At 60.4% G+C, this 16247-nt stretch carries 13 protein-coding genes and 1 pseudogene; 3 read left to right on the top strand and 11 right to left on the bottom strand.

Features of this window, described 5'->3' with window-relative positions:
- The first annotated feature begins 62 nt into the window (after positions 1 to 62).
- The 3 genes from AB4O11_RS21115 (at position 63) to AB4O11_RS21105 (ending at position 4613) form a co-directional block, all read left to right on the top strand.
- On the top strand, positions 63 to 1805 hold the full coding sequence (locus tag AB4O11_RS21115; protein WP_460128341.1) for an amidohydrolase: 1743 nt from the start codon (positions 63 to 65) through the stop codon (positions 1803 to 1805).
- A 189-nt stretch (positions 1806 to 1994) separates the two neighbouring features.
- On the top strand, positions 1995 to 2732 hold the full coding sequence (locus tag AB4O11_RS21110; protein WP_257358355.1) for a TorF family putative porin: 738 nt from the start codon (positions 1995 to 1997) through the stop codon (positions 2730 to 2732).
- Positions 2733 to 2960: 228 nt separating this feature from the next.
- Positions 2961 to 4613, top strand: a complete 1653-nt coding sequence (locus AB4O11_RS21105) for a phosphoethanolamine transferase (protein ID WP_437182489.1) — start codon at positions 2961 to 2963, stop codon at positions 4611 to 4613.
- A gap of 127 nt (positions 4614 to 4740) precedes the next feature.
- Here the strand turns inward: AB4O11_RS21105 and AB4O11_RS21100 are convergent, their stop codons facing one another.
- The 11 genes and pseudogenes from AB4O11_RS21100 to AB4O11_RS21050 all read right to left on the bottom strand — a co-directional run bounded on the left by AB4O11_RS21100 (position 4741) and on the right by AB4O11_RS21050 (position 15964).
- A complete protein-coding gene (locus AB4O11_RS21100; RefSeq protein WP_460128339.1) occupies positions 4741 to 5019 on the bottom strand; it encodes a DUF971 domain-containing protein in 279 nt (92 codons plus the stop codon).
- On the bottom strand, positions 5016 to 5978 hold the full coding sequence (locus AB4O11_RS21095; protein WP_460128337.1) for a HEAT repeat domain-containing protein: 963 nt from the start codon (positions 5976 to 5978) through the stop codon (positions 5016 to 5018). The genes AB4O11_RS21100 and AB4O11_RS21095 overlap by 4 nt, the downstream gene beginning before the upstream one ends.
- The gene (locus AB4O11_RS21090) at positions 5975 to 6823 is read right to left on the bottom strand and encodes an ABC transporter ATP-binding protein (protein ID WP_427120567.1); all 849 of its coding nucleotides are present in this window, start codon (positions 6821 to 6823) and stop codon (positions 5975 to 5977) included. The genes AB4O11_RS21095 and AB4O11_RS21090 overlap by 4 nt, the downstream gene beginning before the upstream one ends.
- The gene (locus tag AB4O11_RS21085) at positions 6823 to 7602 is read right to left on the bottom strand and encodes an ABC transporter permease (RefSeq protein WP_460128335.1); all 780 of its coding nucleotides are present in this window, start codon (positions 7600 to 7602) and stop codon (positions 6823 to 6825) included. The genes AB4O11_RS21090 and AB4O11_RS21085 overlap by 1 nt, the downstream gene beginning before the upstream one ends.
- Before the next feature lie 268 nt (positions 7603 to 7870).
- A complete protein-coding gene (locus AB4O11_RS21080) occupies positions 7871 to 9295 on the bottom strand; it encodes an ABC transporter substrate-binding protein (RefSeq protein ID WP_460128333.1) in 1425 nt (474 codons plus the stop codon).
- 276 nt (positions 9296 to 9571) lie between these two features.
- Positions 9572 to 9817, bottom strand: a complete 246-nt coding sequence (locus tag AB4O11_RS21075; RefSeq protein WP_460128331.1) for a 4Fe-4S dicluster domain-containing protein — start codon at positions 9815 to 9817, stop codon at positions 9572 to 9574.
- Positions 9818 to 9843: 26 nt separating this feature from the next.
- Positions 9844 to 11574: a fumarate reductase/succinate dehydrogenase flavoprotein subunit gene (locus tag AB4O11_RS21070; RefSeq protein ID WP_460131135.1), complete on the bottom strand. Its 1731-nt coding sequence runs from the start codon at positions 11572 to 11574 to the stop codon at positions 9844 to 9846.
- Positions 11575 to 11583: 9 nt separating this feature from the next.
- Positions 11584 to 12324, bottom strand: a pseudogene (locus tag AB4O11_RS21065) (GntR family transcriptional regulator); the annotation flags it as partial.
- A 221-nt stretch (positions 12325 to 12545) separates the two neighbouring features.
- Positions 12546 to 13514, bottom strand: a complete 969-nt coding sequence (locus AB4O11_RS21060; RefSeq protein WP_460128329.1) for a Gfo/Idh/MocA family protein — start codon at positions 13512 to 13514, stop codon at positions 12546 to 12548.
- A gap of 10 nt (positions 13515 to 13524) precedes the next feature.
- Positions 13525 to 14412 carry a Dyp-type peroxidase gene (locus AB4O11_RS21055; RefSeq protein WP_460128327.1) on the bottom strand — a complete coding sequence of 296 codons (888 nt, stop codon included), beginning with the start codon at positions 14410 to 14412 and terminating at the stop codon, positions 13525 to 13527.
- 454 nt (positions 14413 to 14866) lie between these two features.
- The gene (locus tag AB4O11_RS21050) at positions 14867 to 15964 is read right to left on the bottom strand and encodes an AraC family transcriptional regulator (protein ID WP_460128326.1); all 1098 of its coding nucleotides are present in this window, start codon (positions 15962 to 15964) and stop codon (positions 14867 to 14869) included.
- Positions 15965 to 16247: the final 283 nt, after the last annotated feature.

Here is a 16247-nt window from a genome sequence, read left to right as displayed (position 1 = left end):
GTTCTGTCGGCCGCTGTCAGCCACTAATCTCGCCATCAGACGCAATAACAAGGAAATCTTCAATGAAAAGATTCATCCCGAGTCTGTTGGTAGTCGCTGTAAGTTTTGCCTCGATGGAAGCCATGGCCGCTGCTGATCTGATCCTGCTCAACGGCAAGATTTTCACTGCCGACCGCGCACAACCCAAGGCGCAAGCCCTCGCCGTAGAGAACGGCAAAGTGCTGAAGGTCGGCACCGACGCGCAGATCAAAGCCCTGATCGAATCCGGCACCCAAGTCATCGATCTCAAAGGCAAAGCGCTGATGCCCGGCCTGATCGACAGCCATTCCCACGCGATTTTCGGCGGACTGGAAATGGTCTCGGCGAACATGGAAGACGAAGTCGTCAGCCTCGACGAACTGCAAAAACGCCTGCGTGGCTGGCGTGCAGACGGCAAGGCCAGGCACGGCGATGTGCTGAGCATTGCCGGCATGAGTTCGGTTTACTGGGCGCAGGCCGAAGCCTTGGGCAACACCTTCAACAACGGCGAATGGGCCAATGTGCCAGTGGTGTTTATCGGCAGCGACCACCACACGGCGTGGGCCAACAACGTCATGCTCAAGCGCGCCGGGATTGATGCGGCTCTGCTGAAAACCCTGCCCGACGCAGAAAAAGACACCATCGGCAAACTGGCCAACGGTGAGCCGAACGGCTTTGTGGTCGACGCCGGTTGGGACCGGGTCGCCTCGAAAATGCCAGTGCCAAGCCCTGCCGACATGTTGAACGCCGCCAAATCAGCGGTGCGCTACAACAACAGCCTGGGCATCACCGCGTGGATGGATCCAGCCGCCAACGCCGCACCGGGTGAAGCGGTGTTCGCCCTCAAACCGACCGAGAAAACCGTCGGCGTGCTGCCGGCCTATAAAGCCCTGTCGGAAAGCGGCGACATGAGCGTGCACGTCGCGGCGCTGTTGGTGGCCAACCCGAAAAGCCTACCCGCCGACCTCGATACGCTGGACAAGGTGCGCCAGCAATTCCAGGGCATTCCCAACCTGACCCTGCCCGGGATCAAGATCTTCGCCGACGGCGTGATTGAATTCCCGGCGCAGAGCGCAGCGATGATCGACCCGTACAGCAACTCGCACAAACAGGGCGAACTGCTGATCGATCCGCAGCATTTCGGCGAACTGGTCAGCGCCATCGACCAGCGCGGCTGGCTGGTGCACATCCACGCGATCGGCGACCGTGCGGTGCGGGAATCGCTGAACGGCATTGCTCAGGCGCGCAAGGATCGTCAGAGCGGCGTGACCCACTCGATCACTCACCTGCAAATGGTCAACCCGCAAGAGTTCGCCCGCTTCAAACCGCTCAATGTCATTGCCTCAATGCAACTGCTGTGGGCCAGCGCCGACGACTACACCACCGACATGATCAAGCCCTACGTCAGCGCCCTCGCCTTCCGCTACCAGTACCCGGCGCATTCGCTGCTGAAACAGGGCGCGACGATCGCCGGCGCGAGTGACTGGCCGGTGTCGACACCGAATCCGTTCAACGCCATGGCCCAGGCGATTACCCGTGTCGGACCGTTGGGTGTGCTCAATGCCGATGAGCGTCTGGACCGTGAAACCATGTTCTACGCCTACACCGTCAACGCCGCGCGGACCATTGGCCTGGAAAAGCAGATCGGCTCGCTGACGCCGGGCAAGCAGGCTGACTTTATCGTGCTCGACCGCGATGTGTTCAGCGTCGACAACAAAGCCCTGCATGACACCCAGGTTTTGCAGACCTGGTTCGGCGGCCGTCAGGTCTATACCGCCACCCAATAACAACAACCATCCCACCCTGTGGGAGCGAGCTTGCTCGCGAAGAGGCCAGTCCATTCAACATCTTCACTGACTGACCCACCGCCTTCGCGAGCAAGCTCGCTCCCACATGTTTTGTGAGAGTGGCCGATATGGCATTCCCACACACAGTTTTCGTACTGCCCAAAAACAATCACAACATCGGGACCTCACATGAAAGCCTTGCCCCTGTTCGCCCTGAGTTTCTTGAGCGTGCTGCCCTTGAGCAGTTTTGCGATCCCCTTGAACGATGACTTTGCGCTGGAGGTAGACCTGGCCCTCGCCAGCGACTACCGCACGCGGGGCATCTCGCAAACGCAAAACGACCCTGCCGTGCAAGCCGGTCTCACCCTCGCGCACAGCAGCGGTCTGTACCTCGGCGCGTGGAGTTCCAACGTCGATTTCGGTGGTGGTCTGAAAACCCGTCAGGAAGTCGATTACTACGGCGGCTGGCTGTGGCAGGCGACCGAGGAAGTCAGCCTCGATCTGGGCTACATCAAGTACGCCTACCCCAAGGAAAGCCAGTTCAACCAGAGCGAGGTCTACGGGATTCTCGGGGTTTACGGGGTGAAGCTGGCGGCGTATTACTCCAGTGATGCGCCGGGGATCGATAGCAAGCAGAGTTCGCTGTACAGCTACATTGGTTATGAAACCGAGTTGCCGTTCGACTCGGGACTGAAGCTGCGTTACGGCAATATGGACTTCAAGGATCCGCATCTGTACTCGGCGTCCGGGCAGGCCGAGGACAGTTATCGCGAGTGGGAAGTCAAACTCACCCATAACCTCGCCGGCGTGGTACTGGGCCTGAGCTACATCGACACCGATCTCTCACAAACCCAATGCCTGAGCAATTGGGGCTTCAAAGATGTCTGCACGGCAACCGTCGTCGCCAGCGTCAGCAAATCTTTCTGACCCCACCGAGATCCATTGTAGGAGTGAGCCTGCTCGCGATAGCGGTGTGTCAGACAACACATCGACACCTGACACACCGCTATCGCGAGCAGGCTCACTCCTACAAGGATTTGCTTCGAATTCGTTAGTTGTTACAGGATGTTTACGAATTTTTTACTAATGTTCTTCTACAGTTACACGCGCAACCGCGTGGTTTTCTATTCAAGTAGAGGAATGTTTGACATGGCTTTGGGCAACGGACTGCGTTTACCGTCCATCACTCCTACCCGACTGGTGCTGCTGTTTTCTCTGGCGCTGGTGGCGTTGTACAACCTGGCGACCTGGAAGGCGCTGGGCACCCTGATCACTTTGCAAGGTGCGCACAAACTGGCGTTTTTCGCCTCGTTCGCGCTGTTTTTGTGGGCCGCGATCACCCTGCTGCTGACCCTGGTGTCGTTTCGCTGGACACTGAAACCGGCGCTCACCCTGGTCGCTCTGCTCTCGGCCTGCGCCGCGTATTTCATGAACGAATATGGCATCACCATCGACACGGTGATGATTCAGAACGTCTTCGAAACCAACCCCGCCGAAGCCACCGCGCTGTTCAGCGGCAAGCTGTTAGCTTACCTGCTGCTGCTCGGGGTGTTGCCGGCGGCGCTGATCTGGCGCTGGCCGGTGAGTTATCGACCGTTCTTTCGCGGCCTGCTCAACAAGGTGCTGGTGATCATCGCCTGTGTGCTGGTGATCGCCGCGTCGGTGGGCGCGTTCTATTCGACCTACGCGCCAATCTTCCGCGAAGAAGACAAGCTCACCCACTTCATCAACCCGACCAACTACATCTACGCGATCAGCAAGTACACCAAGCAACGCCTGGGCATCAAAAAACATTTCGTGGTGCAGGCCATCGGCGAAGACGCGGTGATGAGCGCCAACGCGGCCAGCCGCGAGAAGAAATCGCTGATGGTGTTTGTGGTCGGTGAAACGGCTCGCGCCGATCACTTCTCGCTGAATGGCTACGAGCGCGAGACCAATCCCGAACTGAGCAAACTCGACATCCTCAACTTCACCCAGGTGCATTCCTGCGGCACGTCGACGGCCGTCTCGGTGCCGTGCATGTTCTCGATGTTCCCGCGTGAGGATTACAGCGACAAGAAAGGCAAAACCTACCAAGGCCTGCTCGATATCCTCCAGCGTGCCGGCGTGCAAGTGCTCTGGCTGGACAACAACAGCGACTGCAAAGGCACCTGCCTGCGCGTACCGCATCGCGACATTTCGAAGAATCAGCCGGGGCCATTCTGCGATGGCAACAACTGCCTCGACGAGGCGCTGTTGCAAGACCTGCAAAGCTACATCGACAGCCTCAAGGGCCACGCGATCATTGTCCTGCACGCCGATGGCAGTCACGGCCCGGAATACTACGAGCGTTACCCGAAAGAGATGGAGCGCTTCAAACCGATCTGCCACACCAACCAGTTGGGCAGTTGCAGCCGCGATGAACTGGTCAACGTGTACGACAACACGATTCTGTACACCGACCATTTCCTTGCCAAGGTCATCGAACTGCTCAAGCGCAATCAGGACTCACTGGACACGTCGATGGTTTACGTTTCCGATCACGGCGAATCGCTGGGCGAGAACGGGCTGTACCTGCATGCGGCGCCGTATGCGCTGGCGCCGCAAGCGCAGACCCATGTGCCGATGGTGATGTGGTTTGGCAATGGCACGCTCGCCAGTGAAGGGATCGATCGCGGTTGTTTGCAAGGCAAGACCGGGCAGGCCGATCTGAGCCACGACAACCTGTTCCACTCGGTGCTGGGGTTGTTTGATGTGAGGACGTCGGTGTATCAGCCGGGGCTGGATATTTTTCATGGCTGCCGGCCTTCGATGACGGCTGCCCAGTAACTCGCAGACACTGCAAAACCCTGTGGGAGCGAGCTTGCTCGCGAATACGGTAGATCAGTCAAAACAGATGTCGACTGACCCGCCGCCTTCGCGAGCAAGCTCGCTCCCACAGTTGATTTTGGTGGACCTAGGGGATGAGGTTTGCCAAATAGGCCCACGGGTAGATGCCGCGTTGATGGCCGTCGCTGAAGATCAGTTGCACGCCGTAGCCCTGCGGGTTGAGTTCGATCAGGCACACGCGATCATCCACCCGTGGTGTCATGCCTTGGAGGCGAAACGCGCGGCATTGCGAGCATGGGCACTGACGGCGCAGTTCGGCGTGATTGAGCTGTTGTTCGCGGCCATCCGGCCAGCTCAAGCGCAAGGCGCCTTCGCTTTGCGAATTAGCCATCGACAGCGGGTTCATTGCAACTGACTCAAGGCGATGCGCACGGCTTTGCGCACCTCCGGGTCGCCGTCGTCCTGCGCGGCCTGCAACGCGGCCACGGCGCCGCGATCATGCAGTTCGCCCAAGGCCAGCGCGGCCTCTTTTCGCAGGTTACTGATGCGATGGCCGAGGGTGTCGATCAGGGCGTCCAGCGCCGGGGCGAAACGCAAACGGCCGAGGCTGCGAGTGGCGCGCAGGCGCACTTGCCAATAATCATCGCTCAAGGCTTCGACGAGCGCGGAACCAGCGTCAATGTGGCCGACCTTGCCCAAGGTCGTCGCGGCTTCTTCGCGTACTTGCCAGGCGTCATCCCGCAAGGCCTGGCGCAGGGCTGGCAACACTTCGGCGCTGGAGGCCAAGCCCAAAGCGCCAGTCGCAGCACGGCGTACTTCGGTGTCGGGGTCAGCGCTGGCCAATCGTGCCAGGGCGGGCAAAGCGTCGAACTGCTTGAGCCAGCCGAGCACGCCCACGGCTTCACGACGAACGCTGGCGTCGGCATCGTTCAGCGCCGAAACCGCTGCCGGCGCGGCGGCGGCGAAACGCAACTCACGCAAGGCACGGAATGCGGCGATACGCACGCTGACGTCGGCATGATCGGTCCACGGCAAAATCACCTGCCCCGCCGCTTCCGTTTTGAGCAAGCTCAGGCTCTGCGCGGCGGCCGATTGCACGGCGAGCGACGGGTCGGTCAAGGCTTCACACAAGGCCTGCACGACGTCCTCATCCTCCCAGGCCTCCAGCAAACGTGCGGCTTCAGCGCGAACCTCTTCGGCGGGATCTTGCCTCAGGCGATCAACCAGCCAGAGCAAGCCATCCGGTTCTTCCAGATCCGCCAGATCAATCAGCGCAATGCGCCGCACACCGGCGTCTTCAGCGGCGAGGCGCGGTTGCAGATCGAGAATGTCCTGGTTATCGGTCACAGCAAAAATAGAGGTCATAGGGCAAATCGCGGCAAAGGGTTTTCAGGAGGCAGACCGAGCGGGTTGAGGCGCGGCAGCGGTCGGTCGTTGTCGTGGCGCAGCAGATCGAGGCAGTGGCGTTTGAGTCGGGAGAATTCAGGGCTGGTGACCAGTTCGCTGGTGCGTGGCCGGGCGAAATCCAGACGCAAGTCTTCGATGATTCGCCCCGGCCGCGCGCTCATCACCAGCAAGCGGTCAGCGAGAAACAGCGCCTCGTCGATGTCATGGGTGACGAACACCACCGTGGTGCGGATCCGCGTCCAGATGTCCAGCAGCAGTTCCTGCATGTTCAGCCGGGTCAGCGCATCCAGCGCGCCGAACGGTTCGTCCATCAGCAGCAAGCGCGGACGATTGACCAACACTCGGGCGATCTCGACGCGTTGCTGCATGCCGCCGGAAAGCTGATCGGGCCAGCGTTCGGCAAAACCTTCGAGGCCGACCAGTTTGAGGATGTCATCGGCGGCGCGGTGGCGCTCAGCCTTGCCGATGCCACGCATTTTCAGGCCGAAAGCCACGTTGTCACGCACCGTGCGCCACGGAAACAACGTGTGGTGCTGGAACACCATGCCGCGCTGTGGAGACGGCCCGGACACCGCCGCGCCATCGACTTTCAGACTGCCGGCATGAGCGCTGAGGTGCCCGGCCAAGGCGCCGAGCAAGGTCGATTTGCCACAACCAGACGGACCAAGAATGCACACGAACTGGCCCGGCTCAATCTGGCAATCAAGTTCACGCACGGCTTCGAACGCTTCACGCCCTGCGCCGAGGACGATGGACAACTGGCGAATGTCGATCCGCCCTTCCGGGGTTTGCATCACGCTCATCAGGCTTTTCCTCGCGGTCGATGCCAGGGCGTGAACAGCCCGCCGAGGCGTTTGATCAGCAGGCTGCTGCCCATGCCCAACACGCCGATCAGCAGCATGCCGACGACGATGTCGGCGTAGTTCTGAATCGTGTAGGACTCCCAGGTGTAATAACCGATGCCGAACTGACCGGAGATCATTTCCGCGGTGACCAGACAGAACCATGAGGTACCCATGCCGATCGCCAGGCCCGTGATGATGCTGTGTGCGGCGCCGGGCAGGATCACTTCCAGCAGGATCGCCCGGCGCCCTGCCCCGAGGCTTTTCGCCGAGGCGATCAGGCGTGGGTCGACGCCTTCGACGCCGTGTACGGTGTTGAGCAGGATCGGGAACAGCGCGCCGGTGAAGGTGATGAAGACCATCGACAGTTCGGAGGATGGGAACATCAGGATCGCCAATGGAATCCACGCAACGGCGGGGATTGGGCGCAGGACTTCCAGCGGTGGCAGCAGCAGGTCTTCGGCCCACTTCGAACGGCCAATGGCTAAACCGAGGGCGATGCCGATGACTAGCGCCGCGAGATAGCCGGCGAAGACGCGGCTGAGGCTGGCGGTGAGGTGCTGGAGCAACTTGCCAGAATCGCCCAAACCGAGCGCCGCTTCGAGCACCGCGATAGGTGTCGGCACGTTGGCGAAGGTGACCAGGCCGAGGTTCCAGTGGTGGCTGGCGGCGAGTTGCCAGAACAGCAGGCAGAGCAGCAAGGATGCGGCTCTTGATGTCCAGCGGATGGGTGTTTTCATGGAGCGGGTTTCCGGTTCTGGATCTGTGTGATGGCTGATATTTACCCCCCTCACCCCAGCCCTCTCCCCCCAAGGGGGGCGAGGGGGAAAGGGAGCCGATCTTCGTGCTTTTCAAAACCTGCGTTCGGCTCGAAAGGGAGCCGACCTGCGTGCTTTCCAAAACCCGCGTTCGACTCGGTATTTCAAGTCGGCGTAGCGAGTCCAAACACCACGGTCAGTCCCCTCTCCCTCTGGGAGAGGGCTAGGGTGAGGGGCTCTTGATCTTCAACTAGCGGGCGACGACCGCCTGGGTCGTGGCATCCGTAAAATCGAAAACCTTGCCACCCTGCGCCGACGCATATTGCTGAGCCTGCCCCTTAAGCAAAAACGCACTCAACCGGCCCTTCGCATCACTGGCAAACCACGCCTGCTCAGCCAACAACTTGATCCCGCTGTCACTGGCCTGTGCATACACGGCACGGATGTTTTTGCCTTCCTGCTTCAACGCCGCCAACGCAGTGAAAGCGGACTCGGCGGAGGCATAGCGGCGCACTTTGTCCTCACCGCGCACCCAGATTTCCGCGACATGACTGAAGTCAGTAATCGCTTTCCCCGTCGTCGCATCCGTAGCCTTCAGTGGCGTCTGTGCGTAGTTGGCCAGTTGCGCCGTGTAGTCCAGACCCGACGCCTTGAACGCGGCGCGGATGTATTGATCGTCGATGAACGTATTCAGATCGAGGCCACGATCAGCCTTCTTCAACAGCTTCAACGTATCGATGGCCGTACCAACCGCCTGACGATATTCCGGCTTCCAGCTCAGGTCGCGGGTCTGCACGCCGAGCGGGCCGTGGAACAGGTAATTCACTTCGGCATCGACACCGGTGACTTTGGCGATCAGTTCGCTGTACTTCTCAGGCTCGGCGGCGAGCAGTTGATTGGCCTCGATGCTCGCCCGCAAATAGGCGACGACGACTTCCGGGTACTTCTTCGCGTACGCCTGATCCACCAGCGCACCATGGAACGTCGGCGCGTTGGCCTGGGCGCCGTCGTAGATCTTGCGGGCGAAGCCCCGGCTCGGAAACAGCTCGGCGAACGGCACGAAATCAGCGTGGGCGTCGATCTTGCCGGCCTGCAACGCCGAGCCGGCGACTTCTGGTGGCTGGGCAATGATGTTGACGTCCTTGAGCGGATCCCAGCCCTGCTCCGCCACCGCGCGCAACAACATGCCGTGGGCGGTGGAGGCGAACGGCACGGAAATGGTCTTGCCCTTGAGTTCGCTCAGCGATTGCACGCCGGACGCACTCGGCACGACGATGCCGTTGCCGCTGCCCTTGGTGCTCCCCGACAGTACGCTGATGAACAGGCTGTGCTTGCCGGCAGTTTCGAACGCAACACCGTTGAACGCACCTGGGAAATCGGCCATGGCGCCGAAGTCTAGTTTGCCGGCGACCATCTCGTTGGTCAGTGGCGCGCCGCTGGTGAAGTTTTTCCACTGCACGTCGTACTTGGCGTCTTTGTAAGTGCCGTCGTGGGGCAGGTATTTGTCGAGCAGACCGAGTTCACGAATCAACAGACCGCCAGCGGCGCAATTGATGGTGGTGTCCTGGGTGCCGATGGCGATGCGGATGGTTTCGGCTGAGGCCGACAAAGTGAACGAAGCCAGTACCAGACCGGCGATTGCTGCACGCAACATGAGTGTTTCCCCTCGAATCATTTATTTGAGTTCGTCTCCGCCGCGATCAGGGCGCGGTGGGAAACGAGGGGTTGTCGGTGAATCCAGCGTCCGGGGTTGTCGGATGGCTTTGGGTTGTCTGGGGTGGCCTCTTCGCGAGCAAGCTCGCTCCCACAGGACTTCTGGCGAATTCAGTTTGTGCAGTAACTCGATCTACTGTGGGAGCGAGCCTGCTCGCGAAAGCGGTGTGTCAGGTGTCGATGTGCTAGCTGGATCACCGCATTCGCGAGCAGGCTCGCTCCCACAGTGGTCCGGGTTTCAACGCAGGAGATAGGGGATGTCGACCTTGACGGCGCCGGTCGGGCAATCCTTCTCGCACGGCATGCGGTACCAGCACTCGTCGAACGCCATATAGGCCTTCTGCGTCGCCGGGTTAATCGCCAGCAAGTCCATCGGGCAGACGTCGACACACACGGTGCAGCCCTTTTCGGCGATGCATTTGTCCTCGTCCACGGTGACGGGGGCGTTGGAGCGGAAGAAGATTTCCTGAGCTTGATAGGCCATGGTCCGGATTCTCTTTTAGGGGTGCATCAAGCGGCGAAAGCGCCAACCCGCAAGCGGTCGTACGCCTGCATTTCTTCGGCATCGAGCGGAATGATGTAAGGCTCGACGGCTTTCTTGAAACTGATCATCCGGCCGTCCTCGCCCTTCTTCAGATGGCAGTGGCAGAACCACTCGCTGTCGTTGCGCTGCGGGTGATCGACGCGATAGTGGTACAGGCCCCAGCGACTTTCGGCGCGAAACAGCGAGGCGCGTGCAGCCATTTCGGCGCAGTCGCGAATCACGCTGGTTTCCATCGCGCGCATCAGTTCATGGGCGTTGTTGGCCTTCATCTGCTCGAGATCGCGCTCGATGTCGCTGAAGCGTTGCAGGCCGATCTGCATTTTCCTGGTGACTTTCGGCGGTTGCAGGTAATCGTTGACGAAGCGCCGCAGCTTGTACTCGACCTGCGCCGGCGGCAGACCGTGTTCGCGATCCAGCGGGGCGTAGACCCGGGCCTTTTCCTTTTCGATCTGCGCGGCATCCAGCGCAGAAAACTCGCGCCCGGCGACAAAATCCGCCGCGTTGTGTCCGGCAAACCAGCCGTAGGTGAAGGCGCCGAGCATGTAATTGTGCGGCACAGCGGCCATGTCACCGGCCGAATACAAGCCTTTCACCGAGGTCTCGGCGCGTTCGTTGACCCACACCCCGGAGGCCGAGTGACCGCTGCAAAAACCGATTTCGGAGATGTGCATTTCGACCATTTGCGTGCGGTAATCAGTGCCGCGATTGGCGTGGAACTGGCCGCGACTCGGGCGCTCGTTGCTGTGCAGAATCTCTTCGATGTTCTGGATGGTTTCCTCGGCCAGGTGATCGAGTTTGAGGAACACCGGGCCGTTGCCGCTTTCCAGTTCCTGGTGGAATTCCCACATCATCTGCCCGCTCCAGTAGTCGCACTCGATGAAGCGTTCGCCCTTGTTGTTGGCGGTGTAGCCACCCAGCGGACCGGTCACGTAGGCGCAGGCCGGGCCGTTGTAATCCTTGATCAGCGGGTTGATCTGAAAGCACTCGAGGTTGGCCAGTTCGGCACCCGCGTGATAGGCCATCGCGTAACCGTCGCCAGCGTTGGTCGGGTTCTCGTAGGTGCCCATCAGGTAGCCCGACGAAGGCAGACCGAGTCGCCCGGCAGCGCCACAAGCGAGAACTACAGCCTTGGCCTTGATCACATGGAAATCGGCCGTGCGGCAATCGAAGCCCATCACACCATTGACGGTGCCCTCCTCGTCGGTCAGCAACCGCGTGCAGACGAGACGATTGGTGATGCTAACCCGCGCACGTTTCAACTGCCGATAGAGGACTTTTTTGATGTCGTGCCCTTCCGGCATCGGCAGCACGTAGGCACCCATGTGGTGGACTTTTTTCACCGCGTAATCGCCGGTTTCGTCCTTCTCGAACTTCACGCCCCAGCGATCAAGCTGTTCGATGGTTTCGAAGCTGTGGGTGGCGTAGGCGTAAACGGCGGCCTGATTGACGATGCCGTCGTTGGCGATGGTGATTTCCTTGGTGTACTGCTCGGGCGTCGAGTGGCCGGGAATGATCGCGTTGTTCAGGCCGTCCATGCCCATGCTGATCGCGCCGCTGCGTTTGACGTTGGCCTTGTCGACCAGCAGCACGCGCAAGTCGCGGTTCTTTTCCTTGGCCTTGATCGCGGCCATCGGGCCTGCGGTGCCACCGCCAATGACGACGATGTCGTATTCCTGTTCGAGCACGTTGCGGGTCATGCCTGCTCCCCCTTTTTGCCGGTCGATCCGCAGGCGGTACTGGAACGCATCGCCACGGTAGTAAAGGTGTTCGAAGTCCAGCGGCTGGCCTTGCGCGTCGTGGGTCAGACGCTCGATGCGCATGATCGGCGAGCCGGCCTCGACGTTCAGCGCCTGGGTCAGATCGCTGTCAGCCAGCACTGCGTCGATGGCCAGATCGGCGTGGCCGAGGGCGATGCCGCAGTCGTTTTCGAGGATCAGGAAGATGTCGCGGGTGACCAGATCGGCCTTCTCCAGCCGCTCGCCGACGGCTTTGGGCAGGTAGGTGATTTCCAGCGAGATCGGTTCACGATTGATCAGGCGCACGCGTTTGATCTGCGTAACGATCTCGCCCTCGGCGACTTGCAAACGCTCGGCGACGCGCTTGTCGGCCGGGATGAATTTGAAGCTGCGCAGGCGGTTGATCACCTCGTAGCCACGGCCGGTCATCGACTCGGCGAGGCCTTGCAGGCTGCTGACGTTCTGAAAGGTTTTCGGTTTGGCGACGAAGGTACCTTTGCCGTGGATCTTGAAGATCAGCCCTTCTTTTTGCAGATCGCCCAGCGCCTGGCGCACGGTGATGCGGCTGACTTTGAACAGCGCACCGAGTTCGCTTTCGGAGGGCATCTGGCTGTCTTGCGGGTATTCGCCGTCGAGAATCCGCGCACGGAGGACGTCGCGCAGTTGGGTGTGCAGCGGGACACTGCTTAGGGAGAGAACGTTATCGGTCATCACGGGATCACTTGTTATAACGAGTTATGACGTGATCTTAGAGATGTTATGACGAGGTTGAGAAATATTGTTTGGGCATAACCTTAGATGCAGGACACACGCGATTCCCTGTGGGAGCGAGCTTGCTCGCGAAGGCGGTGTAACAGTCACCAGATTATTGACTGACAGGACGCTTTCGCGAGCAAGCTCGCTCCCACAGGGGACGGTGTACACATGGAGGATCAGTGGCGTTTGAGGATCTGGTCCATGACCCAGTCGGTTTTGAGGGCTTGTTCGGCGACGGCGGGATGTTTGGAATCTCCACGAATATGCGCATTCATTCCGAGCACGTGATGCCACTGAATGTGCTCGTGATGGGGGATTTCCGGGCTGAGGTGTTCATCGGCATGCAACTGCACGGGATGCTCATCAAACACCGAAAAACTGATCCGCCCGAGGCTGCCAATGATCTCGACCCGATCCTCACGCCGATCCGCGACAAAGCTCCAGCAGCCCATGCCCAGCGCCCCGGAGGCGAACCGCCAACTGGCGCTGACGGCATCTTCCGCTGCATACAAACCGGCCTGACGCGCGGTGAATCCAGCGACTTCAACGATGTCACCGAGCAGATACTGAAACAGGTCAAAGCCGTGGCTGGCGAGGTCGGCGAAGTAACCGCCACCGGCCACTGCCGGATCGGTGCGCCAGTTGTTGCGACCGTCCAGATCCGCCGACGAAGGCGCCTTGGTCAGCGTCCAGCTCAAGTGCCGTACGTCACCGATGCACCCCTCCTCCAACCATTGCCGCACCTGTGCAAAGCGCGGCAACGAACGGCGGTAGTAGGACACGAACAAGTGCAAACCGGCGTCGGCAAACGCTTTTTGCATCTCGCGACTTTGCCCGGCATTCAGCGCCATGGGCTTTTCCACGCAGCAATGTTTGCCGGCCGCAGCGACTTTCAGGCTGTAGGCGTGGTGGCTGTCGGGCGGCGTGGCGATGTACACCGCGTCCACCTCGGGATCGTTGATCAGTGCATCGACGTCGGTGTAGACCCGCTCGATACCGTGGCGCGCGGCGTAGTCAGTCACGGCCTCAAGGCGTCGGCCCATTACCGCCACCAGTGCCGAACCGGGCGCCTTGTAGAAGGCCGGCCCGCTCTTGCGCTCGGCGACGCTGCCACAACCGATCATGCCCCAACGCACCACGTCCATGTCTCTTCCTTTAGCCGATGCGCAAGGCGCGCAGATCGAGGTGACCGTCCTTGAGCGGCGGGCACCAGTAGTAGCCGCCAGTGATTGGGCGGCTGATGCGATAGAGGCCATCGGTGATGCCGTCTTCCGGGCCGCTCATACGGCGCAGTTGCGCTTCGAAGGCATCCAGCGAGAAACCGAAGGCGAGGAACATCAGACCGGCACGATCACCTTCAATCCACGGCATCGAGCGGCGCACGACGAACGCTTCTGGGGCAAAGCTTTCCTGCGCGGTGCGTTTGACGTGGGCGGAGACTGGCGCGTCGTCGATCTCTTCGTTGTCGCTGAGGCGACGGCCCATGATGTTGTCTTTGTCCTCGGCGGACAGTTTGTGGAAACCCTTGAGGTCGTGCTGCCATTGCTGGATCGCGGCGAAACTGCCACCGACCATGCCGTCAGTGCCGGCACTTTGCAGGGCGGCAGCGATGGCGGCTTCGTCGTGGGGGTTTTCGGTGCCGTCTTCATAGCCGGTCAGGTCGTGGCCGTCCTTGTGGCGGAAGGCTTCCTGCATCTCGACCAGACGCAGGGCTGGTGCGAGTGCGGCTTCGAGAGCGTTGCAGCGATTGAGCAGTTCACCACGGTCGACGCCGTGCAGCCACACCCACAGTGCGTGCTGGGTCGACGGGTTCTCGACGCCAACACCGGTCAGCGCCGGGAAGCTGCGCAGGCCGCCGATCTGCACGTTGAGCGCCTTGACCAGGGATTCACCAAAACCGACCACCGCCGACTTGCCGTCCACCAGACTCAGCAGATTGTCGATCGCCTGTGGCAGTGCTTCAACCGATTCAAGGGCGAAAAACAGGTGACGCGCTTGCGCAGGAACAGGGGTGGCGAGAATGCCCGGCTGGTAGTAACTCATGTGAACTCCTTGGGAAAGTGCGCGGGAGTTTACCTGTGGCCGGAGGGTTTGTGTGGGTTTGGATGGAAGTCAAAAGCACCCTCACCCTAGCCCTCTCCCGGGGGGGGGAGAGGGAACTGATTCGGGGATATTAGAGATCTACACCGACTTGAACGTGCATCGGTGAATCCATAATCGACCAAGATCTTTCAGGTCGATGCAACTCGCAAGACACCTCGGTCGGCCCCCTCTCCCTCCGGGAGAGGGCTGGGGTGAGGGAATAAATAGAGGTAAGACATCGACCCGAACGTGCAGCTATAAATCCATAATCAACGCAATCTTTCAGGTCGATGTAACTCGCAAGACACCCCGGTCGGCCCCCTCTCCCTCTGGGAGAGGGCTGGGGTGAGGGGATGATCGAGGTAAGACACTGAATTGAGCGTGCATCGGTGAATCCATAATCGACAAAGACCTTTCAGGTCGATGTAAGACGCAAGACACCTCGGTCGGCCCCCTCTCCCTCCGGGAGAGGGCTGGGGTGAGGGTTAGCGTCATTACGCCAAGCGCTAGGGCTCAGCCCCGTCCAGCGCTTGAACGCCCGGCGAAAACTGCGCACATCGCTGTAGCCCACCTCTTCGGTAATCCGTTCAATCGGCATATCCGGATTGGCCAGCAGACTCAAGGTCCGCGCCTGCCGCACCTGCTCCAGCAACGCCTCAAACGTCAACGCATGCTCAGTCAACCGCCGGCGCAACGTGCGACTGCTCATGTTCAAATCACCGGCAATCTTTTCAATGTGACTGCCGCTGCTCAGGTCCCGGGCAATCGCCCGCTCCACCGCTTGAATCAGATCGAGCTTCTGATGCACCTGCGCTGCTTCCAGCTCCAGCAATGCAACGGCCTGACGCAACGCCAGCGAATGATGATTAGGCAGGTGCACGTCCAGCCATTGCGCGTCGATCAACATGCGATTGTGCAGACAGCCGAAGCGCACCTGCGGCCCGAGCAGGCGGTGGTATTCACTGAGGTAATCCGGCGCGGCATGCACAAATTCCACGGCAATCGCCTTGAACTCAGCCCCCACCAGTGCGCGGCCATACACCAGCAAACTGGCGAAGAACTCCTCGACCGCAAACACCTGCACGTCGGCAAATGGCAAGCGGCATTCAGCATCGAGATGCACCTGCCCGCCGACCACATCGACGCTGGACACGACGATCCCGCCCGACGTGTGCTGGTGACGAATGCCGAGCGCAAAGGCATCGCGCAAGGTCTTGCACAGTGACAACACGTGCCCGAGCAGGCCCAGTGTGCCGAGTACGTTCTGCGCCCCGACCCACAGCCCCAAACCCTGATTGGGCAGCACTTTGAGTGCGCGCTGAATCATCGCTACGGCCTGGCGATAGGAAATCCGCTGCGCCGGATCCTGCAGATCCTCAAGGGTGAAACCCAGACCACGGCACAGGCTCTGGGAATCGACTCCTCTGTTCTGCACGACTTCGGCGAGGGTTTGCAGGAGAAACGGCGAGACCAGCGCCAATTCAAAGGTCGGGTCTTGGACTTTTACGTTCATGGGGGCTGACATTCCGGATCACGCTTGATTGTTATTTTTGTAACCGGCTGTGTCGATGGAAGTTAGCACAAGGTTTACGGACTGTCCGCAGATGCCCCCCTCAGTGTCCGCCAATACCCTGCCCCAACGTACGCCAAACGCTTATTTCTAGCGTACCGGCGCTCCGAGCGACCGATACCGGGTCCCAATCACAATAATAATGAGGACAGTCATGAGCCCGAACCGCGTGAAATCCTTCTTGCCCCGCGCTCTTTTCATCGCGGGGTGCGCGCTGACGTTGCCC

Source organism: Pseudomonas sp. H1_D05 (assembly GCF_054682705.1).
This window is presented reverse-complemented; position numbering and strand designations above follow the sequence as displayed.

Excerpts from the sequence above, each read along its gene's own strand:
- AB4O11_RS21055 (WP_460128327.1), bottom strand. The coding sequence starts at position 14,412 with ATGAGTTACTACCAGCCGGGCATTCTCGCCACCCCTGTTCCTGCGCAA.
- AB4O11_RS21050 (WP_460128326.1), bottom strand. The coding sequence starts at position 15,964 with ATGAACGTAAAAGTCCAAGACCCGACCTTTGAATTGGCGCTGGTCTCG.
- AB4O11_RS21090 (WP_427120567.1), bottom strand. The coding sequence starts at position 6,823 with ATGAGCGTGATGCAAACCCCGGAAGGGCGGATCGACATTCGCCAGTTG.
- AB4O11_RS21060 (WP_460128329.1), bottom strand. The coding sequence starts at position 13,514 with ATGGACGTGGTGCGTTGGGGCATGATCGGTTGTGGCAGCGTCGCCGAG.
- AB4O11_RS21085 (WP_460128335.1), bottom strand. The coding sequence starts at position 7,602 with ATGAAAACACCCATCCGCTGGACATCAAGAGCCGCATCCTTGCTGCTC.
- AB4O11_RS21080 (WP_460128333.1), bottom strand. The coding sequence starts at position 9,295 with ATGATTCGAGGGGAAACACTCATGTTGCGTGCAGCAATCGCCGGTCTG.
- AB4O11_RS21110 (WP_257358355.1), top strand. The coding sequence starts at position 1,995 with ATGAAAGCCTTGCCCCTGTTCGCCCTGAGTTTCTTGAGCGTGCTGCCC.
- AB4O11_RS21095 (WP_460128337.1), bottom strand. The coding sequence starts at position 5,978 with ATGACCTCTATTTTTGCTGTGACCGATAACCAGGACATTCTCGATCTG.
- AB4O11_RS21070 (WP_460131135.1), bottom strand. The coding sequence starts at position 11,574 with ATGACCCGCAACGTGCTCGAACAGGAATACGACATCGTCGTCATTGGC.
- AB4O11_RS21115 (WP_460128341.1), top strand. The coding sequence starts at position 63 with ATGAAAAGATTCATCCCGAGTCTGTTGGTAGTCGCTGTAAGTTTTGCC.
- AB4O11_RS21100 (WP_460128339.1), bottom strand. The coding sequence starts at position 5,019 with ATGAACCCGCTGTCGATGGCTAATTCGCAAAGCGAAGGCGCCTTGCGC.
- AB4O11_RS21075 (WP_460128331.1), bottom strand. The coding sequence starts at position 9,817 with ATGGCCTATCAAGCTCAGGAAATCTTCTTCCGCTCCAACGCCCCCGTC.